This window comes from Chthonomonas sp., assembly GCA_016788425.1.
Taxonomy (GTDB): domain Bacteria; phylum Armatimonadota; class Fimbriimonadia; order Fimbriimonadales; family Fimbriimonadaceae; genus JAEURQ01.
In genome coordinates, this window is sequence record JAEURQ010000004.1 from 278,722 (window position 1) to 300,445 (window position 21,724).

Annotated in this window: 21 protein-coding genes and 3 tRNA genes; 9 read left to right on the forward strand and 15 right to left on the reverse strand. The window is 60.2% G+C overall.

The window, feature by feature from the left end:
* Positions 1-36: 36 nt before the first annotated feature.
* A complete protein-coding gene (locus tag JNJ45_11200) occupies positions 37-1,929 on the reverse strand; it encodes a hypothetical protein (protein MBL8049236.1) in 1,893 nt (630 codons plus the stop codon).
* A 173-nt stretch (positions 1,930-2,102) separates the two neighbouring features.
* Between JNJ45_11200 and glgP the strand changes: the two genes are divergently transcribed.
* Positions 2,103-4,712: an alpha-glucan family phosphorylase gene (glgP, locus tag JNJ45_11205; GenBank protein ID MBL8049237.1), complete on the forward strand. Its 2,610-nt coding sequence runs from the start codon at positions 2,103-2,105 to the stop codon at positions 4,710-4,712.
* Between the two features lie 33 nt (positions 4,713-4,745).
* A tRNA-Arg gene (locus JNJ45_11210) sits at positions 4,746-4,821 on the forward strand.
* A 26-nt stretch (positions 4,822-4,847) separates the two neighbouring features.
* On the opposite strand, the gene JNJ45_11215 is transcribed toward JNJ45_11210, so the two are convergent.
* The 3 genes from JNJ45_11215 to JNJ45_11225 form a co-directional block, all read right to left on the reverse strand.
* The gene (locus tag JNJ45_11215) at positions 4,848-5,453 is read right to left on the reverse strand and encodes a PEP-CTERM sorting domain-containing protein (protein MBL8049238.1); all 606 of its coding nucleotides are present in this window, start codon (positions 5,451-5,453) and stop codon (positions 4,848-4,850) included.
* A gap of 149 nt (positions 5,454-5,602) precedes the next feature.
* Positions 5,603-5,678 (reverse strand) — tRNA-Phe (locus JNJ45_11220).
* Between the two features lie 6 nt (positions 5,679-5,684).
* Positions 5,685-5,760, reverse strand: a tRNA-Asp gene (locus tag JNJ45_11225).
* Positions 5,761-5,826: 66 nt separating this feature from the next.
* Between JNJ45_11225 and JNJ45_11230 the strand changes: the two genes are divergently transcribed.
* Genes JNJ45_11230 through JNJ45_11245 form a run of 4 tightly spaced genes read left to right on the forward strand, consistent with a single transcriptional unit; the run spans position 5,827 to position 8,435 of the window.
* Entirely contained in the window at positions 5,827-6,420 is a 594-nt protein-coding gene (locus JNJ45_11230; GenBank protein ID MBL8049239.1) for a carboxyltransferase domain-containing protein, read from the forward strand.
* Positions 6,362-7,045, forward strand: coding sequence for a LamB/YcsF family protein (locus JNJ45_11235; GenBank protein MBL8049240.1), 684 nt, complete (start codon positions 6,362-6,364; stop codon positions 7,043-7,045). Before JNJ45_11230 ends, JNJ45_11235 begins: the two co-directional genes overlap by 59 nt.
* Positions 7,042-7,824 (forward strand): hypothetical protein, encoded by a 783-nt coding sequence (locus tag JNJ45_11240; protein MBL8049241.1) that lies wholly within the window; start codon positions 7,042-7,044, stop codon positions 7,822-7,824. The genes JNJ45_11235 and JNJ45_11240 overlap by 4 nt, the downstream gene beginning before the upstream one ends.
* A gap of 14 nt (positions 7,825-7,838) precedes the next feature.
* Positions 7,839-8,435, forward strand: a complete 597-nt coding sequence (locus tag JNJ45_11245; protein MBL8049242.1) for a hypothetical protein — start codon at positions 7,839-7,841, stop codon at positions 8,433-8,435.
* Here the strand turns inward: JNJ45_11245 and JNJ45_11250 are convergent.
* Positions 8,432-8,911, reverse strand: a complete 480-nt coding sequence (locus JNJ45_11250) for a DNA starvation/stationary phase protection protein (protein ID MBL8049243.1) — start codon at positions 8,909-8,911, stop codon at positions 8,432-8,434. The two genes, JNJ45_11245 and JNJ45_11250, sit on opposite strands and share 4 nt — an antisense overlap.
* A gap of 95 nt (positions 8,912-9,006) precedes the next feature.
* Between JNJ45_11250 and JNJ45_11255 the strand changes: the two genes are divergently transcribed.
* Entirely contained in the window at positions 9,007-9,336 is a 330-nt protein-coding gene (locus JNJ45_11255; protein ID MBL8049244.1) for a hypothetical protein, read from the forward strand.
* 2 nt (positions 9,337-9,338) lie between these two features.
* On the opposite strand, the gene JNJ45_11260 is transcribed toward JNJ45_11255, so the two are convergent.
* Genes JNJ45_11260 through JNJ45_11270 form a run of 3 tightly spaced genes read right to left on the reverse strand, consistent with a single transcriptional unit; the run spans position 9,339 to position 11,138 of the window.
* Complete coding sequence (locus tag JNJ45_11260) at positions 9,339-10,562, reverse strand: trypsin-like serine protease (GenBank protein ID MBL8049245.1); 1,224 nt, start codon at positions 10,560-10,562, stop codon at positions 9,339-9,341.
* Positions 10,563-10,619: 57 nt separating this feature from the next.
* Complete coding sequence (locus JNJ45_11265) at positions 10,620-10,904, reverse strand: hypothetical protein (protein ID MBL8049246.1); 285 nt, start codon at positions 10,902-10,904, stop codon at positions 10,620-10,622.
* 33 nt (positions 10,905-10,937) lie between these two features.
* A complete protein-coding gene (locus JNJ45_11270; protein ID MBL8049247.1) occupies positions 10,938-11,138 on the reverse strand; it encodes a zf-HC2 domain-containing protein in 201 nt (66 codons plus the stop codon).
* Positions 11,139-11,471: 333 nt separating this feature from the next.
* On the opposite strand from JNJ45_11270, the gene JNJ45_11275 reads away from it, so the two are divergent.
* The gene (locus JNJ45_11275; GenBank protein ID MBL8049248.1) at positions 11,472-12,032 is read left to right on the forward strand and encodes a sigma-70 family RNA polymerase sigma factor; all 561 of its coding nucleotides are present in this window, start codon (positions 11,472-11,474) and stop codon (positions 12,030-12,032) included.
* A gap of 80 nt (positions 12,033-12,112) precedes the next feature.
* On the opposite strand, the gene JNJ45_11280 is transcribed toward JNJ45_11275, so the two are convergent.
* The 7 genes from JNJ45_11280 to JNJ45_11310 all read right to left on the reverse strand — a co-directional run bounded on the left by JNJ45_11280 (position 12,113) and on the right by JNJ45_11310 (position 19,478).
* Positions 12,113-12,931 (reverse strand): hypothetical protein, encoded by an 819-nt coding sequence (locus JNJ45_11280; GenBank protein ID MBL8049249.1) that lies wholly within the window; start codon positions 12,929-12,931, stop codon positions 12,113-12,115.
* Positions 12,932-13,012: 81 nt separating this feature from the next.
* Positions 13,013-14,404: a DUF4139 domain-containing protein gene (locus JNJ45_11285; GenBank protein ID MBL8049250.1), complete on the reverse strand. Its 1,392-nt coding sequence runs from the start codon at positions 14,402-14,404 to the stop codon at positions 13,013-13,015.
* Positions 14,405-14,489: 85 nt separating this feature from the next.
* Positions 14,490-15,683 (reverse strand): ABC transporter permease, encoded by a 1,194-nt coding sequence (locus JNJ45_11290; GenBank protein ID MBL8049251.1) that lies wholly within the window; start codon positions 15,681-15,683, stop codon positions 14,490-14,492.
* A gap of 17 nt (positions 15,684-15,700) precedes the next feature.
* Positions 15,701-16,918: an NADH dehydrogenase (quinone) subunit D gene (gene nuoD / locus JNJ45_11295; GenBank protein ID MBL8049252.1), complete on the reverse strand. Its 1,218-nt coding sequence runs from the start codon at positions 16,916-16,918 to the stop codon at positions 15,701-15,703.
* A gap of 77 nt (positions 16,919-16,995) precedes the next feature.
* Positions 16,996-17,214, reverse strand: a complete 219-nt coding sequence (locus JNJ45_11300; GenBank protein MBL8049253.1) for a hypothetical protein — start codon at positions 17,212-17,214, stop codon at positions 16,996-16,998.
* Position 17,215: 1 nt separating this feature from the next.
* Positions 17,216-18,094: a prepilin-type N-terminal cleavage/methylation domain-containing protein gene (locus JNJ45_11305; protein ID MBL8049254.1), complete on the reverse strand. Its 879-nt coding sequence runs from the start codon at positions 18,092-18,094 to the stop codon at positions 17,216-17,218.
* Between the two features lie 286 nt (positions 18,095-18,380).
* Complete coding sequence (locus JNJ45_11310; GenBank protein MBL8049255.1) at positions 18,381-19,478, reverse strand: mannose-1-phosphate guanylyltransferase; 1,098 nt, start codon at positions 19,476-19,478, stop codon at positions 18,381-18,383.
* Between the two features lie 24 nt (positions 19,479-19,502).
* On the opposite strand from JNJ45_11310, the gene JNJ45_11315 reads away from it, so the two are divergent.
* Positions 19,503-21,713 (forward strand): hypothetical protein, encoded by a 2,211-nt coding sequence (locus JNJ45_11315; protein ID MBL8049256.1) that lies wholly within the window; start codon positions 19,503-19,505, stop codon positions 21,711-21,713.
* Positions 21,714-21,724: the final 11 nt, after the last annotated feature.

A 21,724-nucleotide genomic window follows, 5' to 3' on the forward strand; every position in this document is an offset into this window, starting at 1 on the left:
GAAGCTGAGGGGATTGAGGTTCTCGAAGAACGTCCCTTACGGGGCGTCGTCGACGAGGTCGAACGAAGCCGACAGGACAGTGTAGTCAGCAATGTCTACGAAGCCATCTTCGTTGAGGTCAGCTCGAGCATCGTAACCGGAGTCGCCGGGGAAGAGGTCGAATGCTGCCGCAAGGATCGAGTAGTCGCCGATGTCAACGATACCGTCGTTGTTCACGTCGCCGTTGGTAACCGAGGCGTTAGCCACGGCGTTGCCACCGGAGATGGTGATCGAGACCTTCTTGGTCAGCCAGCCGCGACCAGCATCGATGAGCAGGTCATAGTTGCCGTCCGGTTGGGTCGTGGTGAACGAGTAACCGCCACCGAGGTCGAGGTTGTCGGTTGCCGTTTCAACAACGTTACCGAGGTTAGCCAGCGAGAAGGTGACCGATCGGCCGCCCGGTCCCGGCAGGTAGTCCTGCAGGTTCAGGGTGCCGCTCACGCCGCCACCGCCGCCGCCGCCCGTACCAGCGTTGGTGCGGATGTTGAGCCAAGCACTACCAGCTGCCGTGGTCGTCAGGATTTCTGCCTTCCAGTTGGAGCCGAAGCGCGTTTGGTATCGACCCATGGCGATGTAGTAATCGCCGGCCGGGAGGTCACCGTTTTGGCCAGTGGCGGAAAGGCCGGTCGAGCCGGTCACCAGGCGAGGAGTCGTATCGCCCCACGAGAGTTGCGATTCGAGTCCGTCGGCGCTGTCGTCGTCGAGTCCGATGCACTTACCGGTGCTGTCGTACACGGCAATTTCCGTATCGAACGAGATGCCCGAGAAGTCAGTGGTGTCGATGTCCAAGAACTTGCCGCCAGCCGCCGTCACGGCTTCCGACAACGTGAACTTGAACCACTTAACCTCGCTGTCGCCGAACGCGAGTTCACCCGTTTCGAGGTCGGCAACGTCATAGTCGTTGCTCGGGTTGGTCAGGGTGCCTAGGTTCGTGCTCGTGGGAGCCGTCGTGCTCAGCGTTTCTGCGATGTTCGTGCGAATTTCGAGCGTACGAACATCTGTGTCCGTCGCTGTGCTCGTTGCGCCGAAGCCGCCCGAGAAAGTAGCCGTGGTACCACCAATGGCAACGTAGTACGTACCCGGTTGGAGTCCACCCGTCGTGAGGGGGCCAGCCCAGCTGTTCCCGTTTTGCGTGGCACTTCGGCGAGTTTCCGGTCCAGCGAGAAGCTTAAGAACGGTGGTCGTCGACGTCGTCGAGCCGCTGCCTTGGAGCTCACCGGTCGAACTGTAGATGCCGATAGCGCGCGTTGCGGCACCGGTCACATCAAAGTCCAGATATCGTCCGGTTTGCGGGTTGAATGCGGTGGTCGTCGTGAACTTGAACCACTGAATGGCGCCGCCTGTGGACGTGCCGCTCATGTCGGCGTTGGCGTAGTCGCTTTCCGGGTCGACAAGGGTGCCGAGGTCCGTCGCGACCGGAGGCATGATGGCCTCGTCGGTAAATGTCACCGTCGCGTTGACCGTTGCATCAGCTTCGCCCGACGGAGCATCGCGGAAGCTGTTGCGGAACGTGTACGACCACGTACCCGAAATGGTTGCGTTGGCGAAGAAGAACGTGTTCAACGGAGCCGAAGTAACCGTGCCGGTGTATCCATTTGTCGTGAACGGCGAGAGTTCGGTCGTCAGACCGCTCGGTGACGTGAATCGAATTTTGTTTTCCGAAGCAAAGTCACCCGTCGTGTTGATCGTTTCGGTGCAGTCAGCGTTCAGCTGGATGCGACCAAGGGTGTAACCCGTAACGGCCGGAGTACGCGTTTCAACAACGGCTGTGTCCGGTGCGGCGTACGAAAGAACGCCCGTGAATGTGAACGTCTCTTGATCCACGGCGAAGGCGGCTGCACCGACTCCGATCGCGCCCAAGAGCACTGTTGTCTTGAAGAATGAGTTCATACTTTCTCTCCTGAAGAGGACGGGGACACAGCACAAGTCGCAGAATCCCTTGGGCTCTAGTATATGTCTTTTTTATGCCAACACCTCGAACTTTTTCTGAAACCGGTAAAAGTAACAGGAGACAGCTTCCCAGACTATAAACTCGGGCCCGGATAGCTGATAATATTGCGTGTATGTTTCAGTTGAAATTTGCGCGTTCCTTTGAAGTGGTGAGCTCCCTGCCCGACGCCCTTAGTGGGCTGCGGGAACTCGCGCTGAATTTCCGCTGGACCTGGCACCCCGAAACGCAGGCGCTGTTTGAGGAGACCGACCCCAAGCTGTGGGCCGAGGTCGAGCACAACCCGGCGCAGCTCATCTCGCGCCTCACCACCGAGCGCAAGGACCAACTTGCCGGTGACTCGGTTTACTTGGCGCGCCTCAAAACCTGCGTCGAAGAGCTTCATCGCTACCTGGCCGCCGACCAAACGTGGTTCAAATCGCAGTATCCGGCCGACGACAACCGCACCAAGGTCGCCTACTTCTGCTTCGAATTCGGAATCTCGGAATCGCTCCCCATCTATAGCGGCGGTCTCGGCGTTCTCGCCGGCGACCACCTCAAAGCGGCCAGCGACCTTGGCGTTCCGCTGGTGGCGGTTGGGCTGCTCTACAGCCGCGGTTACTTCCGGCAAAGCCTTTCGCCCGACAACTGGCAGGTCGAAAAATATCCGAACTACGACTTCTTCCAGATGCCGCTCCAACTGATGCGCGACGAAAACGATGTCCCGCTCAGCATCGAAGTCGAATTCCCGGATCGCGTGGTGACCTGCCATATCTGGCGGGCCATGGTTGGCCGCATTTCGCTATACCTGCTGGATAGCAACGTGCTGAGCAACGCGCAAGACGACAAGCAGATCACCGATGCCCTCTATGGCGGCGACGAGCAAATGCGCCTGCGCCAAGAAATGATTCTCGGCATCGGCGGAATGCGTGCGCTCAAGCGACTCGGAATCCGCCCAAGCACATGCCACCTCAACGAGGGCCACGCCGGCTTCCTCACCATCGAGCGGCTCAACCAGATCATGGGCGAAGAAGGCGTGGACACCAAGACCGCCCGCCAAGCCATGGTCGCCGGCAACATTTTTACAACGCACACGCCGGTGCCCGCCGGATTCGACGTGTTCCGTCCGGAACTGCTGAACACCTATCTTAAGAAAGAAATCGAGGGCAAGCTAAAAATGCCCATGGAAGAGTTCGTTCGCATGGGGCGGTTCCAGCCGGACAACTCAGCCGAGGACTTGAACATGGCCGTGCTGGCCATGGAGAATTCCAACGCCGTCAACGGCGTCTCGAAGCTGCACGCTGAGGTGAGCCGCGGCATGTTTGGCGAGCGCTGGCCGCAATATCCGATCCAAGAGGTGCCCGTGGATTCGGTGACCAACGGGATTCACACCGCCACATGGATGGCACCGCAAATGGTGGCCCTGTTCGATCGCCACTTTAGCCGGGCCTGGCGCGACAGCGATTCGGACTACAAACTCTGGCAACGCGTTGAAGAGATTCCCGACCAGGAACTCTGGGAACTGCGCGAGAATCTGCGCGGCGACTTCATCCGGTTCTTACGCAAGCAGATTGTCAAGGCGCTCCAAGCCAAGAACGCCAGTCGCAGCGAGATTTCTTCAGCCAGCACCGTGCTCGATCCGCGGGTGCTGACAATCGGCTTTGCTCGGCGGTTTGCGACCTACAAGCGCGCGCACCTGCTGATGACGGATCGCGAGCGCCTGCTCAGCATCCTTCACAATTCCGAGCGGCCGGTGCAGTTCGTGTTCGCCGGGAAGAGCCACCCGCGCGACGATGGCGGCAAAAACATTATTCAGGAGATCAATAACTTCATTCAGCAAGGCGGCGCTCGCGGCCGAATGGTGTTCTTGGAGGATTACGACATGGAAATTGCGCGGCACATGGTGCGCGGCGTGGACGTGTGGCTGAACAATCCGCGCCGACCGATGGAAGCCAGCGGCACCAGCGGCATGAAGGTCGTCCCGAACGGCGGCCTCAATGCGAGCGTGCTGGACGGTTGGTGGGCCGAGGCGTACAACAACGAGGTGGGCTGGGCCATCGGCGACGGCACCGAACATGCCGATCCGGCGCACCAAGATTGGCTGGATTCCCGCTCCTTGTATCAACTGCTCGAACAGGAGATCGTGCCGAAGTTTTACAGCCGCGGCGAAAGCGGAATCCCGACCCAGTGGGTGGAAATGGTGAAGGCCAGCATGGCTCAGCACGCGCCGGTCTACAGCACCGCCCGTATGGTCCGCGAATACGCGTCCCGCTACTACGTGCCGTGCTCCGAGCGGCACCTGAAGCTTCGCGCCGATCACTGCGCCGAGGCCGGAAAGGCCATCGAATGGCGTGGCAAGGTGCGGCAAGCCTGGCCGAACGTGCACATCGAGGACGTCTCGGATACGACGGCGGCAAGCAACTTGGTGGGCACCGAGTTTGAAATCTCCGCTCGCGTGCAACTGGGCGGCCTCAGCGCCGAAGACGTGCGAGTACAAGTTTTAGTGGGTAAAGCTACCGCTAGTCGCGAACTGACCGACGTGCAGGTTCATGATATGGAACCGCAAGGCGACGGCAACTACCGGCTTAGAGCGAGTTGCGATTTTGTCGGCCAGATGGGCTATTGCCTGCGCGTGATTCCACACCACGACCTGGTGAGCGTGGCGCACGAGCTTCCGCTAGTTGTGTGGCAGAACGACGCGCCCGGCTCGGAGGCGATGAAGGCGAGTTTATTGCAGTCGGTGTAGCCGCGCTTTTGCGGTAAACTGCCGGTCTGGCAGGCGGAGTTAGCTCAATGGATAGAGCAACAGTCTTCGGAACTGTAGGTTGGGGGTTCGAGTCCCTTACTCCGCGCCAATTCTCATTTTTGTCCAGATCGGGCGCTACTTCTTGCGCCTCAGCGCGAGCAAGGCGACGCCTGCCGCGAGCGAGGCGATTGACGCCGGTTCGGGGACGACTCGCAGGCTGATGTCGTCAACGGTGTAGTCGTTACCGGCCGACGCCGTGGATGGCGGGAGTAGTTGGATAACGTGCGACCCGGTAGACGGCGCGACGATCGTGTAGGTCCATTGCGACCAGGCGGTGGTGGAGACGGAGACCGTCGAGCCGGAGAGGACCGAGCCGTTGAGGCCGAGTTGAAGGCTCTCGGGAGAGTAAGGGCTTCGCACCCATGCCGAGAAGCTGTAGCTCGTGCCACCCACTAGGCTTACGGTTTGATACCAAGGCGAAGTGCCGATGCTGGTTCTGCCGTTGATGATGAGCATTTTCCCGGCGCCCGACGTATGGTCGCCGTAGCTCAGCCACAGGCTGTGGTGGTTGTTCGGGTTCGTATCCACCGCATAAATGCCCTCGGGCGTGTAATCCAGCGGGCTGTGCACGTAGTCCGAGGAGAAGCCGGTGTTGCCGAGCTCAAAGTCACCGTTGGTCAGCAGGTTCGCCTGCGCTCCGACCGCGGCTGCGAGTATGAAGAAAGCGAAGACTTCTTTCATGTTGAAACCAAGTATATTGAAATTCGCGCGTCGAGCCCCCAGCAAAGTTACTGGACATGCGGACTAGTCACCCGGCCCCGCGCAATGACTCCGGAGCAGATAACTGCCTAGGGTGCCACCCATGTCTCCGGAACGGAGAAAGAGAGAAGTGGTGCCGCAAGCCGGACTCGAACCGGCGACCCAAGCATTTTCAGTGCTTTGCTCTACCAACTGAGCTACCGCGGCACACTATGGCGAGGATGACGGGACTTGAACCCGCGGCCTCCGGCGTGACAGGCCGGCGCTCTAACCACTGAGCTACACCCCCGCGTGAGTTGGAAGTATTCCACAAAAGCCGACCGTTTGCAAGGGGCTCCGGTAATCTGAACGCCGTATGCGCGCGCGCCAAATGGGCTTGGATAGCTGGATTGTGGATGGCTTAGGTTCACAAAGTTCCGCGTTTCTGGCGTTGGCCATGCAGGAAAAGTTTCCCGATCTGGAATTCACACCCGCGTTTTCGTCCATCGGCGTGCGAGGGACCGCCGAATCTCCCTTGACTTTGTTCTCCGGCGTGGAACCCCTGGCCGGCGCCGGGCGGCGTCACGAGATTCCGGTCTGCTTGGAACTGGGGCTCGATCCGCACGAGCATGCAGCGTCACTGTTCGCGGTGGATCTCACGGTGGTGGCGCTCGGATTTCAGCCCGGGTTCCCGTATCTCTCGGGGCTAGCGCCGGAGCTTTGCGGCATACCGCGTCGACCGGAGCCCCGGCCGCGACTCCCACGCGGGTCGGTGGCGATCGCCATGGACATGGCCGGAATCTATCCCGCAGAACTCCCCGGCGGTTGGACCGTGCTCGGCCGCACGCCGCTCACGATTTGCGAGGCTGGCTCCGATTTCTTTCCGATTCGAGCCGGAGACACTGTGCGATTTGTCCGCATCAGCGAAGCCGAATTCGCGGCGAAGGAGGGTCAACGGCTTGCGGATTAACGTGGATTGCGGGGAAGGGCAGCCCTGGGATGCTGAGCTTGCCGAGTTCGCCGATATGCTCAACGTATGCGGCGGCGCGCACGCTGGCTCGCGGGAGATTTCGGCGCAGACCGTGGCGCTGGCCCGGGCAAATGGCTTGGCGTGGGGCATGCATCCCGGCTATCCTGACCCTGAGCATTTCGGGCGCAGACCTCTATCCTCACTAAACGCGGCAAGGGTTGCGGAGAGTTTGCGCCAGCAAGTGGAGTTCCTCGCCGCGCTCGGTGGAGCCAGTTACCTCAAGCCGCACGGTGCGTTTTATCACGACTCGCAGGTGCCTGGCGATGCCGCCGACCTGCTCCTGGAAATCCTGGGGGGCTTGCCCTTGGTCGGGTTCCCTGGAAGCTACCACCAGCAAATAGCCGCCGCCGCGGGCGTGGAGTTTTGGGCGGAGGGCTTTGCCGAGCGCGGCTACGCCGTCGACGGTCGGCTGCTCCCCCGAAGCGAGCCGGGCGCGCTCCTCACTACCGAAAGTGAAATCAAGGCCCAGGTGGCTCAGCTTCGCGTCGATACCATCTGCGTCCACGGCGACTCGCCCGGCTGCGTGCAAGCGATTCGTTGGGTGCGCGAGGCGCTGGCGCGATGAACCTGGTGTCCGCGCTCGGGCTCACGACCTGGATCGAACCAACCCGCCCGAATCGCCGCGCCTTTGGCGTGCCGGATGGTGGCCCGCTCGATGCCGTGAGTTTCCGCATCGCCACAGCGCTGGCCGGATCCAGAAGCAAGGTGCTCGAAGTTGTCGGCGCGCCGGTCGAGCTCGCGTTTGACGAGCCTACTTGGGTCGCGATTGCCGGAGCCGAGGGCGCGTTGACCATCGACGGCCTATCGCGCTCGCATCGCAACGGACGGCATCGCGTGCAGCGCAGCCTGGTGCTCGCCGCGCCGACCCACGGCTGGGTCACTTATGTTGCGCTCGCCAGCAAGTTGGGCGCGCTCGCGCTCGGCCATCCCGAAACGCTCGACCACTCGACCCCGTTGCGCATGACGCCGTCGCCGGACGACTTGGACCAATCCGACGTGGTCGGCCGCGAATGGACGGTCAGCATCACCTCCGATCGACGCGGCTGGCGATTGGAAGGAGACGCCGCGCAAGGCGGCCCGCAGGGCGAAAGCGAGATGGCGATTCCGGGGCTGGTGCAACTCCCGCCGGGCGGAAAGCCGATTGTGCTGGGCCCAGACGGCCCGACCGTGGGCGGCTACGCCAAGCTCGGCGTGTTGCTGCCCAGCGACCGATTTGCTCTGGCTCAGAAAAGGCCGGGAACTCCCGTCCAGTTGGCGTCCGTAACATGGGAAGAAGCCAGGCAGGCGGAGTCGACCTTCGAAGCAGCCCTCAACGAGACCACGGCCCGCCTCGCTTGGCTTTGATGTAGAATCCCATCATGAGTAAGGGTGCGCCGAGCGTTCGCTACGCCGAAATTGAACGGGAATCTCCCGGCATGCGCTCCAGCGTCGTGCTCGACTTTGATGGCGGAACCCATCGCGACGTCTCGACCGGCAGCCCGATCCTCGATTTTTGGCTTCGCCAATTCGCCTACTACGGCCAGTTCAATCTGGGTCTGCAAGTCACCTCCGATCGGCCGATGCATTGCCACCAACTCTGCGTGGAAGTCGGGCTCGCCCTCGGCCACGCGATTCGCGAATGCCTAGAAGACTCGCGCGACATCCGGCGCATGGCGAGCACCCACGCGGTGGTCGAAGATGCCTTGATGCTCGTCGCGATTGACCTCGGAGGTCGGAGCCACTTCTCGTGGGATGTGAATCCAGGCCGGGAGACGATCGCCGAAATCTCCAGCCAAAGCGCGCGCGAGCTTTTCGCCGCCCTTTGCGACGAGGGTCGGATGGCGCTGCACGTGCGCCAAGAATCGGGCGTCAACGCCAACAATGTGCTGGAATCCGTGTTCCGCGGCCTTGGCCGGAGCCTGCACGTGGCCGCGGAACTTGTGGATCGGTCGGGCGGAAACGGCTCGCGCCGTTAGCCCAAGTGCGAGTCGAGAAGCCACATCTGCTCCTCAAGGGCGCGGCAATGGGCCGTCAACAGGTCGGCGGTAATCGGCTCGTCTTCAACCGCCGAAATCCCCGCGCGCATGGTTTTGCTCGTCGCCTGCAGCGATTCGCAAAGATTCGCAATGGCATCGGCCGCGCTGAGTTCGCCGGTCGGGAACTTGGGTAGCGTGCTTTCTTTCGAGACCACGCTCGAGCGGGCATCCACGGTGCCACCGAGTTGCCGAATCCGTTCGGCGACCTGGTCAATGGCGGCGTGAGCGACGGCCAACGTGGCGTCGAGTTGCTTGTGAACGGCGATAAAGTTGGCATCGCGCAGGTTCCAGTGAGCATGCCGCGTTTGGTTCGCGAGTTCCATAAGATCAAGTAAAGTCGAACTCAGAGCCTCATTCGCGACCTTGGCGATTTTGGCGTCGACGGGGAGGTGGCGGGAGCGAGTTGTGGAAACCATACTAGTTGTTTCCAACGCCGAGGCGGGCGCAACCGTCGCAAAAATTGGGCGGGCCAAAGTCCCAGATTCCGGGTTCTGGACCGTATAATGTGGTCGTGCCGTTCGATCCTGAATTTATCATTCCTCTTGCCGCCGTCGTCATGATTTTCGGGATTCCGATCGTCGCGATCTTGACCGGGCACCAGCGCAAAATGGCGGAGATAATGCGCGGCAACCAAACGGTGGACAACTCCGCTCACCTGGCCCGGGAGTTTCAAATGCTCCGCGAGGAGGTGCGCACCTTAAGGGATCAGGTTAATCGTCAGGCGCTCGCGCTCGACGATCGCGGCGTGCAGCCGCTCACGCCGGATTACGACGCAACTTCGCTGGGTAACGCCTCAGCGCAGCCGCGGCAAATGCCGCCGGACCTTCCGCAGAACCGCTAGTCCTACTGGCCGACAGCGTCGAAGTTGGTAGCGAGAATCGTGTAGTCGGCGATGTCAACGATGTTGTCGCGATTCAAATCCGCCCGCACGTCCCATCCCGCCGAAGTCGAGGTGAGATCAAACTTGCTCGCAAGGAGCGAGTAGTCGGCGATATCAATGATATTGTCGCCGTTGCAGTCGCCGTTCAGAGCATTCCCTTGGGCGATGTTGCGCGTCCAGCCGTTGGTGATATTCACCACCTGACTGCGGCTGAGCCACGTGCCGGCCTTCACCCGCACCCGGTAGTTGCCACGGAGCGCCGTAGAGATGGTCCAACCACCATCAATGGCGATCGGACTGGCGCTGGTTTCAAGCTGAGCGTCGGTGGTTACGTCGTGAATCGTGACGTTCGCCGCCGTGTTGGTCATCGGAATGGACAAGTTCGAGAGCACGATGGTCCCCGAGACACGGCCCGGATTCATCGAGTTGAGCGTGCTTTCAATCCAACCGCCATCGGCGCTGAGCTTGCTGAACCCCGAGACCGACCCGAAGAGCAGCGGGTTCGGATTGTCGTCGAAACGGCCATTGAACGAGTTGATCCCGACCAGGTGAGGCACTCCGCCGATATCCATGAACAGGCCACCGCCCGAATCGCCAGTGCCCAGATGCCCTTCTGTCGCCGTCGCCGCTTGGAGTGAACCCGGCAAGGTGTTGTTGGTCGCCGATCCATCGTCAAAGTCGGTCCACCAGCAGTTGGGGCCGTCTCCAAAGTTCTCGATCACATTCGTGCCGGCTCGGCGGACGCCGTTGCCGGTGGTCGCGCCGCCCGTGCCCACCCCAGTGATGCCGTAACCCGCGATGACGCCCGTCTGTCCGGCGGCGTTGCCGGTGGACATTTTCACCGGGGCGATAGTGGTGACTCGGGTGGTGATGCGGCCGATCGTGAAGTCGTGGCCGTTCACGATATTGCCGCCGTTGTAGAGCGGATCGCGCATGCAGTTGGTGACCTGGTAGGTCACACCGTTCAGGACAAACGGCACGGTCGCCGCTCCGCCCGGGAACAAGTGGCCAGCCGTCAGCACCATGTTGTCGCCGATGAGGACGCCGCTGTTGCCGTTAAACCGCCCGACGAACAAATAGCTCTGGCCGAGGGTGACGTAGGAGCTCTCGGGCACCGTGGTCAGCCGAATAATTCCCGAACTTGTCGCGGCCACAACAAGGCCGGCGGTCAAAAGCAACGATCGCATGGGAAAAGTATACGGCAGATTCTGTGCCAGACCAAATGTCTTGGCGTGGGAACCGACTTAGGGCCAGGGGCCGTGCACGGTGGCGTCGAAGTGCATCTCGCTGAGCAGCTCTTCCAGCGCGAGTTTCACCGCGTCAAACTGCGCGGAATCGCCTTCGGTGAGCCAGTTTAGGCGGAGAATGTGGGTGACCTGCCCGGCGTCGGGGGCGGCGACTTCTTGATACTCTTGATCGATGGCGAAGGCCACCTTGCCCGAGTGACGCGCGAACACCTCGCGGACGAGGCTCTCCAGATCGGGTCGGAGATCGTTGGCGCCCGTCGAATCGCCCTCGGCGATCATCAAATTTCCGAAGTTATCCGTACCTTCCCAGCGCACTTAGTTATTCACCGAGTAGTAGCTTAGCGGAATACTGGGCATGCGCGCGGCCATAACGGTGTGAAGCTGAATCATTTCGGCCAGGGCTTCGCGGCAGGAGGGGCAGTTGCTCAGATGCTCGCTGACCGTCCGCGATTCGCTGGTGGTCAGCTCGTCACAGACGTACAGGTACAGGAAGTCCCTAACATCATCACAACTCATATGGTTCTCGCTTTCAACAATTAATGCAGATGTAAATAAAAGAGCGTCTTGCTCGCAAGATTCGTCCATGAAATCTCCCTTTCTTTTTGTCATTTTCAGTTCAATTTGTGACCGACTAGGCACTTTTCCCCAAAATCTCACCAGGACATTACCCGGCACCACCCAAGTAATTATGCGGGAAACATAGAAATGTTGAAAAAGTTTGTCACAGATTTCGGCTGTCTGGACAATACTAGTCGGTATTAAGCGATCCGCCCAATTGATGGTGGAGGCGAAAACCAAACTAATTTGCTTAGTCCCGATGTTGGGGCTTGCACGAGGGGATAAAAAAGAATGAACGAGGTCACGGATTTCGTAGACTCGACGGCGCTAGCCATTCGGGCTCGCACTGGTGATGAATCAAAAGCAGGGGTACTGTCACAGGTCCTCCGAGAATCCTTTGTCAAGAAATTTCTTGCCATTGGCCTAGGCTTTGACGACGCCAATGAACTTGCGCAGGACTGCGTCTGCGAGGTGATGCTCAATTTGGGCCGCTTCGACGAGAATCGCGCCAACTTCCAATCATGGGCCAGCGGCTTTGCCCGCACCCATCTGCGCGCCTGGCGTCGCAAGGAGTTGGGTCGCCGCAGCGTAGAGCATAGCCTGGAAGACGTGGCCGAAGCCGCCGTCGTGGACGAAGAACTGAACGAAGTGGATTGCGCGCTGCGCACCTGCCTCGGCAGTCTGCCCGTCGTGGATCGCGAGCTGCTCATCATGCGCTTTTCGCTGGGCCTCTCGTTCGACGAAATTGCCGAACGCGCCAATCTCAGTTCCGTTAACGCTCGCAAGCGCCTTTCGCGCGCCATGGAGCGGCTCCGCCGCGACCCCGTTCTGCGCGAAGCTTTAGGCATGTAACGCAACAACCCCTCAACACAAGAAAAAAGAGTCCGGTGCAGCGTGGCACCGGACTCTCTTGTTTTGGCGAGGGGCTCTTGTTAGGCCTTAACGAACTTGCTACCCGGGCGTCCGCCGAGCATGTAGATCATCGCGCCGCCCTTGCTTTGGAACACGTACGGCTTGACGTCCTGCTCAAACTTCGGCTTTTCGCCGTTGATGGCGGTCGGCATCAGCATGATATCCTGGCCTTTCACCTGAATCACGCCCGTTGAAACTCGCTTGCCTTGGCTGAACTTGAACGTGCCGTTGGGATTCAGAACGAACTCAAAGCGGGGAACTGCCTTGCCTTCCTTCTTGAGTTTGGCGTTGAGCTCTTGCATCTTCGGGCCGACTTGCAGAGCCCAGGTGCCGGCATACGGCTTGAAGTTGCCGGTCGCGGCGGGAGCCTTCCAATTCTTCAACGCCACCATCTTCGGCGTCTTGTCGCGAACAGGTTCGGACGTGACTTCGGTACCCGAGCCGCCCGGCTTGGTCGGCATCACCTTGTCGCCCTTCGGAGTCGCGTACCGATCCATGGACTTTGGGGGGTTCTCCATCGGCTTCGGCGCGTTTTGCATTTGAACCGAGTCCATCGGCTTGGCCAGGTTCTTATTGTCGCCCGGAGCATCTGGCGCGGTGCCGCGATTCGGATTTTCGGTCGGAGCGGGCTGCGGAGCCGGCTTTCCAGCCTCCGTCGCGGCGGCGGGTTTCGCTTCTTCGCTGCCCTTCGCGGCTTCGGCCGAATCCTTCGTCGGAGTGCCCGAGTTCGATGCCACGGTCGTGCCTTCGGCGGCAGGTGCGGCTGCTTCTTCCGATTTACAACCCACGACGCCCAGCATCAATGCGCCAGCGACCAAGAAAAGTGATGTCAGTTTCATAATGATTCCCTCAATTATATGACAAATGAACCGGCGAAGCCAAGGGTTAGTTCCCTCGGCCCTGGATTCCCGGCACAATCGTCAGCTTCCCCAACGAGTTTCTACCGAGTAGGTGAGCTTGCGCACTTCGCCCGGCTTCAAAGTCACCGTGAAAACAATCGCGTTGGCGTTTGCTTTGGTGTACTTTTCGGTGGATTCGGTGACCTTCCAGTCGCCGTAAAATCGCTCGATGAGAGTCACGGTCTCGGCGACCTTCTTGCGATTGCGAAGCTCGGTGACAAAGGTTTCGGTCGCGCCAATGGTCTTTTTGCCGCTGACAATGCGCTTGTACGAACTGCGGTTGCGCTGGGCAACGATGTCGAACGCGCGCCCCACATCAAGGCTGATCCGTTCATCGGCCGGAGTGTGATCAATCGAGTCCTCGCCGACTAACTGGGTCGCGCCTTCGCTATCGCGCTGGTACAGCTTGACTGTTCCGGCGGGCAACGGCATGCCCAGTCCCGATGCCTTGGCGTTGACGATGGTGTACTTGACCAGCGGCTTGATGGAGCCGGTGCCGATTTCGCCTTCGCTGGCGCGGTACGAGCCGTAGTTCAGAGTCGGATCGAAAACAATCTGCTTGGCGATCTTGATCTTGGGAGATTCGAGCAGGCTCAGCTGCTTCATCTCGTTGTTGAGCACCGTCGCGGGGCGGGGCAGTGTATAGAGGTGGTACTCGCCAAACTGCTCCTCTTGCATGTCGTGATCCTTCATCTTGTATTCACGAAGGAAGCGCCCGGCATCTGCGGGCGTTTTCGCCGGTGCACTTCGGTTGACTTCGCCGGCCAAAAGCTTCAGGCGGCAGTCAACATAGCTGGTCCCCGACGTGTTGTTCATCGTTACCCAGCCCTTGAGGCTGCCCGAGTTGCCGTCGTCCTCCAGCAGAATCACGTAGTTGGCGATCCACGAAAGGCCGCCGGTCAGATAGCTCAGTTCGACCGTGTTCGCGCCTGCCTTGTCGGCGTCGAGATCCCAAAACAGGGTCGGCTTGCTTACCAGATCGCCCGGAAGTTTCTTCACCTCAATGGTGCCAGGCGGATTCAGCAACACGCCCCCATTCTTGAGGCGGATGGTCACGCCCGTGTTGGTCGCGGCGAGTGCCTCATTGACGGGCGCGGAAAGCAGCGTGCCCTCCTCGCGAGCGACCGTACCGTTGGCCAGCACCTGCGTGATTGTCACCTCTTCGCCGATGGATTTTTGCAGAATCGCGAACGGGCTGATGAGGTCGTAGCGGAAGTTCTGCTCCATCACCTCGAACGAGCCCGGCGCGGACAGGCTGCGAACCGCGACGCTGTCGCGCTCGATCATGGCGGCAACGTTGGGCACCGGAATCGTTTGACGACCGGCCGCGAGCTCGACGACGCGGACGTCTTTCACGAGGCCGAAGCCTCCGTTGTAAACGGTAAGGGAAGTTTGGGGAGTGGTTGCTTGCATTAAAGTAAGTGACGCGGAAATGAGACTAAACATGATGAGACGCTCCTCGCAATCATGAGTGATTTTCGCGCGGCAAATCGTTCAGTTATTCTTGGCGCATCGCGTCGACGGGGTCTTTGCGCGAGGCCCGCACCGCCGGGATCATGCCCGACACAAACCCCACAAAGATACAAGTTCCGAAGCAAAGGCTAATCACTTGCCAGTTAATCTCGGGCTTGATGGGCGTGTATTGCGTCAGGAAAAAGCCCGCGATCGCGCTGAAAAGAAGTCCGACGGTTCCGCCTAGAACCGCGATCAGCACGCTCTCGAACATGAACTGCACAAAGATATCTTTGCGCTTCGCGCCGACCGTCTTGCGGATCCCGATTTCGCGGCTGCGCTCGTTCACGCTCATCATCATCACCGCGGTAATGCCGATGCCGCCGACGAACAGCGCGATGCTTGTCAGGCCTACCAGTAGCCATGTGAGGATGCTCATGACCTTGAACACGAGGTTCAGCAAATCCTCTTGCGTGAGGATGCTGAATTGCAGGTCGCTAAGTTGGCTGGTCATCGCCGCGTTGAGCGCCGGGACCAGCTGTTTGGGGTCGTAGTCGCTGCGGCTTTGCACCATCAGGCGATCGGTTTGCTGGTTCTCGGTGAGCTGCTTTTGCGCGTGGTAGGGAATGTAAACCACGTTTTGCAGGCCGCCCATGCTAAAGAGGCTCTGCTCGCTTTTCTTATCGACGGTCACGCCGACCACGCGAAATTGTTGGCCGTTGACATTCACCTGCTTGCCCACGCTGTCCACGCCCTCGCCGAAGAGTTCGTCGCTGGCGATGCTACCGATCACCGCGATCCGCTCGCTGGTCAGCGGATCAGTAAAAGCGCGTCCCGATCGGAACGACATCGGCCGGATGAGGAACCAGTCACTGGTGGTGGCAATGATGAACGGAGCGGCTTCCTTTTTGCCAGCACGAATGCCACCGCCGACAAACGTCATGGGGCAGGCGCGAACCACGCCCGAGACCTTGCGCAAGGCGGGGAGGTGCCGCTCCTTGAGGTAGCTTTGACCGCCGATGTTGGGGTTGAATTGGCCAAAACCGACTTTGCCGGGCATGACGACGATCGTGTTTACGCCGAGGTCTTCAACCTGGCCGCGGATGTCCTTTTGCACGCCGATGGCGATGCTGACCAGCATCACAATGGCGATGGCGGCCACGGTCACGCCCAGCGCGCTGAGCACGGACCGACTCCGGTTTTCCCACAGTCCGGTCAAGGCCTCCCGAAAGTTTTGCACGAAGCTGTTCTACGAGGTCAGCGGTCGATTTCGCCGAGCACAATGTCCACCGAGCCAATAATCGCGATGACGTCGGCGATCATGCGGCCAATCGAAAGGACCTCAAGCGTCTTCAGGTTCATAAACGAGCTGGGTCGCTCGTGCCAGCGGTAGGGTCGGTTCGATCCATCGCTTACGATATAGAAGCCGAGCTCGCCCTTCGAGCCTTCGACGGCGGCATAAGCCTCGCCCACCGGCGGGTGGAAGCCCTCGGTGTAGAGCTTAAAGTGGTGGATGAGCGACTCCATCGAGTTGTCGAGCTCTTCGCGGGGCGGCGGCGCGATCTTGCGGTCGTTGGTGTTCCACGGCCCGCTCGGCAGGTTGTCAATCGCTTGCTCGATGATCTTGGCCGACTCCTTCATCTCGGCGATGCGCACCAAGAATCGGTCGTAAACGTCGCCGGTCTTGCCGATCGGCACTCCGAAGTCAAAGTCTTCGTAGCTGCTGTAGGGGTTGCTCTTGCGGAGGTCCCACGCCACGCCGCTGCCACGAGCGATGGGGCCAGAGCAGCCGAGCGCCAACGCCTGTTCGGCGGTGAGGATGCCTACGCCTTGGGTGCGCTCCTTCCAAATCGGGTTTTCGACGAGAAGGTCTTCAACGACCTTGAGTTCTTCGCGGAAGCTCTTGAGGAAGGCGCGCAGGCGCGGCTCGAATTCCTCGGGCATGTCGCCGCGGAGTCCTCCGGGGACGATCCACGAGGGCATCATGCGCACGCCGCTGAACATCTCGAACAGGTCGAGAATCAGTTCTCGTTGCTGCATGATGTAGAAGAACGGGGTCATCGCGCCCAGGTCCAGGCCGCTGGTGCCGAGCCACACGCAGTGACTGGCGATGCGGCTGAGCTCGGCTAAGATCACGCGCAGGTATTGGCCGCGCTTGGGCACTTCGCATCCGAGCAGCTTTTCCACCGCCAGAGCGTGGGCCAGATTGTTGCCGTTCGCGTTCAGATAATCCATGCGGTCGGTCATGACCACGCACTTGTGATACTGCTGATATTCGGCCTCCTTTTCCATGCCCGTGTGGAGGTAGCCAATGACGCACTTGCACTGCACGATGGTTTCGCCATCGAGCTCGCAGATAATGCGAAGGACGCCGTGAGTGCTGGGGTGCTGCGGCCCCATGTTCACGATCATGGTGTTCTCCCCGACACGCTGGAAAACGGTCTCGGTCGAAGGGATAAACGTTTGCGTCGACATCGCCTTTATTTTACTGTGAGAAACAAAAAAGAATCTCGCTCTTTCGAGCGAGATTCTAGGTTCAGACCAGGTTTGGCTTACTTGCCGGTGCCCTTGCTACCGACGTGGCTGTTCGCTTCGGCTTCCGAGATACTCGGAGTCATATCAGCGGACGCTGCGCCACCACCTTGCTTGGGGCCTTCGCCTGCACCCTGCTCAACCGGAGCGGGTTCGGCATCCTTCTTTTCGCCTCCACCGCAACCAACGAGGGCTACGCCGAAGAGGGCAAGTGCGATCAATACCAGGTTCTTTTTCATATTATTCGATGTCCCAGAGGTACTTGGTCTTGTCTTGCAACAGGAGTCCGTTTGCACCACTTACCCAGGTACCGTTGGCCAGTTTACCAAAGTTGGTACCGGCGGTCATAGCACCCCAGTTCTTGGAGCTGACGTGTCCGTCAGTCCAGGAGACAACCATTTGACCCGTACCGCGCATCGAAACAGCACCGGTGTAAGCACCAGCGGCTTCCTTGCGAGCAAGAATCGTGTCGGCGAGGAACTGAGCACTACCCCAGTCGTAACCGCAGACAACGGTGGGATCCGGCGAGCAGTACGGTTGTTGGACGGTCAACTGAATGTTGTACGTACCAGCACCGAACCACCAGAAACCGGTGGGAGTCGTGAGACCCTTGACTTCCGAGCGGCTGTTCTTAGCCGTGTAGAGCACGGTGTCGGCCGGGTTGGCAACGTTGGTCATACCTTGAACGTTGTGCGTGATGGTCGTCGAAGCGATGACTTGAGCCAGACCATCAACGTTGAAGCCCATTTCCGGTTGGAACGCCTTAGCAACGAGGACGGGCCATACGGCCGGCCAGGCGAGGGGTCCGGGTGCTTGCGGGTCCATCAGGATGTCCGCATTCTTCATGTAGGGCATAACGAGCCAAGTCCAAGGACTGGTCGAAACACCACCAACGGTGGCCGGGCCGCCGCCGCCCCAAGTTTGGGCCGGGTGAATCATGTCATCAACATCGTTGCTGTACATGATCGAAGCGAGCGTCGTTTGCTTGGCGTTGCTGATCGCCTGGGTCTTCTTCGCCGCAGCCTTAGCTTGGGTGAAGACGGGGAACAGGATGGCCGCCAGAATCGCGATGATCGCGATAACGACGAGAAGTTCAATGAGTGTAAATGCCTTTCGCATTGGTTTCAGATTCCTCTTAACCGGAGATCGAGCCTGTACATATCGCGGCAAGCCGCATTTATAGCTGTCAGGGGGCTCGTGCCTCCGGAGTCGTGGCCGACGAATCGGCTTGATAACAATCTTAGCATGATCCGCGCCAAAAGTTAAACTGATTTAACAATTCCCTTTTTTGCTGGAACTCGCTAACCCTAGGACACCGTACGGCATCCGAAAGTTCCACCTACTATAATTTAATTTTTAGCCTGATCGGCTAAGTAAAATTACCAGGTTCGGTGGAAAACTAAGCCTAAGTAACCGGCAATCCCTGCTGGCTGAAAATTTCCACCACGCCACGAACCTGCTGCGCATCGTCTTTGCGGCACACCAACACGGCGTCGGCGGTGACCACTACGACCACGTCTTCCATGCCCAGGACACCAACCGCCAAGCCGGTTTCGTTAACCACGATGGAATTTTTGGTATTCACTAGGGCCAAAGTCCCGCCTTGGGTCACGTTGCCCGCCTCGTCGTGGGGCATGGTCCGGTCGAGCGCGTCCCAAGCTCCGATGTCGTCCCAATCAAACGAGGACTCTGCGGTCCACGTGTTCTTGGCTCGCTCGCCGATCGCGTAGTCGTAGCTGATGCTCGGCAGCTTTTCGAAAATGGCGCTTGCCGCGGCCGTATCTCCCGCCTGGAGCGCGGGAACCATTTCGTGGATCGCGCGGAAGTGCTCCGGCGATGAGGTCTCGGTCTCGCGCATGAACGCCGCCAAGGTGAAGACAAACATGCCGCTGCTCCACAGGAACTCGCCGCTCGCGACGTACTCTTCGGCGGTGGCGAGGTCGGGCTTTTCCACCGTGCGTTTGAGCGGGCGCACCGGGACGTCGGCAGTGCCCATCGCGGTCGCGTCGCGATCCACTTGCAGGTAACCGTAACCCGTCTCCGGTCGCGAGGGGCGGATGCCAAAGTTCAACAGGCCGCCGTTGGCCTCCACCGCGCCGAACGCAACTTCAACCGTGTGCAAAAACTTTTCCTGCGGACTGATCAGATGGTCGCCACTTAGCACGACAATGCTGGTGTCCATGCCGAATCCGGTGGCCATGAGGTTTGCCGCGAACCAACTGAGGCATCCCATGGTGTTGCGCTTGTGTGGCTCGGCAAGGATGTTTTCAGCGGCCAACTGCGGCAGGTGCTCGCGACAAGCTTGCTGAAGGTGCGGCACGGTGGCCACATAAACCTTGTCGAGGCTGATCATCGGGGCGATCCGCGCCACCGTTTGCTCAATCATCGACTCCGTGGGGCTGGCGAGTTTGAGAAGCTGCTTGGGTCGGAGTTTGCGGCTGGCCGGCCAAAAGCGTTCGCCGGAACCTCCCGCCATGATAACGGCAATGCGTTGGTGCGCCATGACCCGAAAGGATACACTCCGCTGGTGAGCGAATTCCTAACCCCGGCGGATGCGGAGGCGGCCGCCGCCAACTGGGAGCGGTGGCTCGCCATCACTGGGAATCAGGCGGTGCACCGGGAGGCGCAGGAATCCGTGCCGCTCACCGTGATCTTCGGCGCGAGTCAGCAGCTCAGCGAAAGCATCATCCAAAACCCGGAACTCGCTTACAGCCTGCTCGACGAAGAGTGGCTTGTGACCGAACTCACCGTGGCGGAAGTTCTCCGCGAAGGCGACCGCCTGATGCGGGCCGCGCCGAGCCACAGCTACAAGCTCGATCGGCTTCGCTATCTTAAACAGTGGCTGGGATTGCGGGTGGCCGCGCGCGACCTGCTGGACCTCGCTCCCCAGCCCCAGATTTGGCGCGAACTCAGCGCCTTGGCCGACGGCATTGTGCAATTGGCGCACGCCGTGGTGTGGGAAAACTTTGCGCTGGAACGCCAAGTTGAAGCGCCCAATCCGGTCGCAGTCTTCGCCTTCGGCAAGCTCGGCGGCTCGGAAGTGAACTACAGTAGCGACATTGACCTGGTATACGTCATCCCCGACGACGCGCCTGAGATCGAAGAAAAGCTGCTGATTCGATACTGCGAGCGGCTGGGGCGCTCGCTGAGTGATGCGATGGGGCGGGGCGCATTATATAGGGTGGACCTGCGGCTGCGACCCTACGGCACGAGCGGCCCCATTTTCCTGAACATGACCGCGTGGCGGCGCTATTACGAAAACTACAGTGAGCCTTGGGAACAGCTGGCCCTCATTCGGGCGCGCCAAGTTTGCGGCCCGGAGTTGCCGGAGTTCGAAGAAATGCGACGCGGAATGGTGTTCGAGCGGCCGCACGGCGATTGGTTCGTGGATCAACTGCTCGCGATGCGGTCGGCCATCGAAGGGTTGCGCACGGATCGCGACCTGAAGCGAGGGGTCGGCGGTATCCGCGACATCGAGTTTCTCACTCAGATTCTGCAAATGCTCTCGGGCAACGAGCAGCGATTCACCTTGGACGCCCTCGCCGTGACGAAAATTTCCGCCGCCGACAAGGCATATCTGGCCGAGTCGTACACGTTTTATCGCCGGTTGGAGCACCGCATTCAGTTGGGCGAAGGGTTGCAAACCCACGACCTTCCGGAGAATGAGCGAGAACTCGCCCGAGTGGCGCACCTGATGGGCTTTGCCAGCGGAGCGGATCTGGAGCACGAGCTGGCCGAGCGCCGCGACAGTGTGCGCGACATCTATAACCGCACACTGGGACAAGGCGATTCTGCCAATGAACCATCAATGGTCCCCGCCGCATTGGCTCGTTTGCGGGAAACCGCACCTTTTCTTGCGGCTCAGGTGGAGGCGCAGCCCGCTCTGCTCGACCAAGTTCTGTCCGGCGAAATCGAGGAAGACCTGCCGCCGTGGTCGGGTCACCACCCCGAATTGCGACGGCTCGTTATTCTCACTCGTTTCGCTTTGGGGTTCGACGATTCGCCGTGGGCGTCGCTGAGCGATCTGGCCGACGCCATGGTGGCCAAGCACCTGGCTAGTTCGGCTCTCACCGCCGTGACGCTGGGCTCGTTTGCCGCGCGCGAACTCGGCCCGGCGTCCGATCTGGACATGCTATTTCTGGCCAACGGCGATCAGTCGCACGCCGAGCGCGAGGTCGAAGCTGCCCTTCGGCGCTGGCCAAAGGAGCCGTTTGAGCTCGACCTTCGCTTGCGGCCCAACGCCGGGCGAGGGTTGCTCGCCCCGACGCCGGACGCTTTGCTCCACTACGCGGAGACCGAGATGGAGAACTGGGAGCGCCTCGCGCTACGCCGTTTCCGCACCAGTTTGCCCGAAACTTCAATCGCGCAAGCCAACCGCCTGGACTGGACGCCGGAAACCATCGCCGAACTCCGCGCGATGAAGGCGCGCATCGAAACCGAGCGGAGTCGCGGCGAGCACGACCTGAAACTTGGGCCCGGCGGCATTGACGATTTGCAGTGGGCGATGCAGATTTCTGCGCTCAACGCGGGCCGGGCGCTACCGACTTCGACTCCCGAAGCCCTCGACGCATTGGGGCAGCAAGACTTGATTCCGATTTGGCGAGACTTGCTCCGCGCGCGGTACGCATCGTACGTGGCGACCGGCGAACCCGACTTCGCGCCCAAAGGCTCAGTTTCTGGCCGCCACCTCATTCGCGAACTTCTGGAAAACGCGTGGCGCGTCGCCCAGTCAAAATAAGGGGGCCGCTC

What these genes read in the sequence shown, in the direction of transcription:
- JNJ45_11200 (MBL8049236.1), bottom strand. Translation starts at nt 1,929, where the DNA reads ATGAACTCATTCTTCAAGACAACAGTGCTCTTGGGCGCGATCGGAGTC.
- glgP (MBL8049237.1), top strand. Translation starts at nt 2,103, where the DNA reads ATGTTTCAGTTGAAATTTGCGCGTTCCTTTGAAGTGGTGAGCTCCCTG.
- JNJ45_11215 (MBL8049238.1), bottom strand. Translation starts at nt 5,453, where the DNA reads ATGAAAGAAGTCTTCGCTTTCTTCATACTCGCAGCCGCGGTCGGAGCG.
- JNJ45_11230 (MBL8049239.1), top strand. Translation starts at nt 5,827, where the DNA reads ATGCGCGCGCGCCAAATGGGCTTGGATAGCTGGATTGTGGATGGCTTA.
- JNJ45_11240 (MBL8049241.1), top strand. Translation starts at nt 7,042, where the DNA reads ATGAACCTGGTGTCCGCGCTCGGGCTCACGACCTGGATCGAACCAACC.
- JNJ45_11245 (MBL8049242.1), top strand. Translation starts at nt 7,839, where the DNA reads ATGAGTAAGGGTGCGCCGAGCGTTCGCTACGCCGAAATTGAACGGGAA.
- JNJ45_11250 (MBL8049243.1), bottom strand. Translation starts at nt 8,911, where the DNA reads ATGGTTTCCACAACTCGCTCCCGCCACCTCCCCGTCGACGCCAAAATC.
- JNJ45_11260 (MBL8049245.1), bottom strand. Translation starts at nt 10,562, where the DNA reads ATGCGATCGTTGCTTTTGACCGCCGGCCTTGTTGTGGCCGCGACAAGT.
- JNJ45_11270 (MBL8049247.1), bottom strand. Translation starts at nt 11,138, where the DNA reads ATGAGTTGTGATGATGTTAGGGACTTCCTGTACCTGTACGTCTGTGAC.
- JNJ45_11275 (MBL8049248.1), top strand. Translation starts at nt 11,472, where the DNA reads ATGAACGAGGTCACGGATTTCGTAGACTCGACGGCGCTAGCCATTCGG.
- JNJ45_11280 (MBL8049249.1), bottom strand. Translation starts at nt 12,931, where the DNA reads ATGAAACTGACATCACTTTTCTTGGTCGCTGGCGCATTGATGCTGGGC.
- JNJ45_11285 (MBL8049250.1), bottom strand. Translation starts at nt 14,404, where the DNA reads ATGCAAGCAACCACTCCCCAAACTTCCCTTACCGTTTACAACGGAGGC.
- nuoD (MBL8049252.1), bottom strand. Translation starts at nt 16,918, where the DNA reads ATGTCGACGCAAACGTTTATCCCTTCGACCGAGACCGTTTTCCAGCGT.
- JNJ45_11300 (MBL8049253.1), bottom strand. Translation starts at nt 17,214, where the DNA reads ATGAAAAAGAACCTGGTATTGATCGCACTTGCCCTCTTCGGCGTAGCC.
- JNJ45_11305 (MBL8049254.1), bottom strand. Translation starts at nt 18,094, where the DNA reads ATGCGAAAGGCATTTACACTCATTGAACTTCTCGTCGTTATCGCGATC.
- JNJ45_11310 (MBL8049255.1), bottom strand. Translation starts at nt 19,478, where the DNA reads ATGGCGCACCAACGCATTGCCGTTATCATGGCGGGAGGTTCCGGCGAA.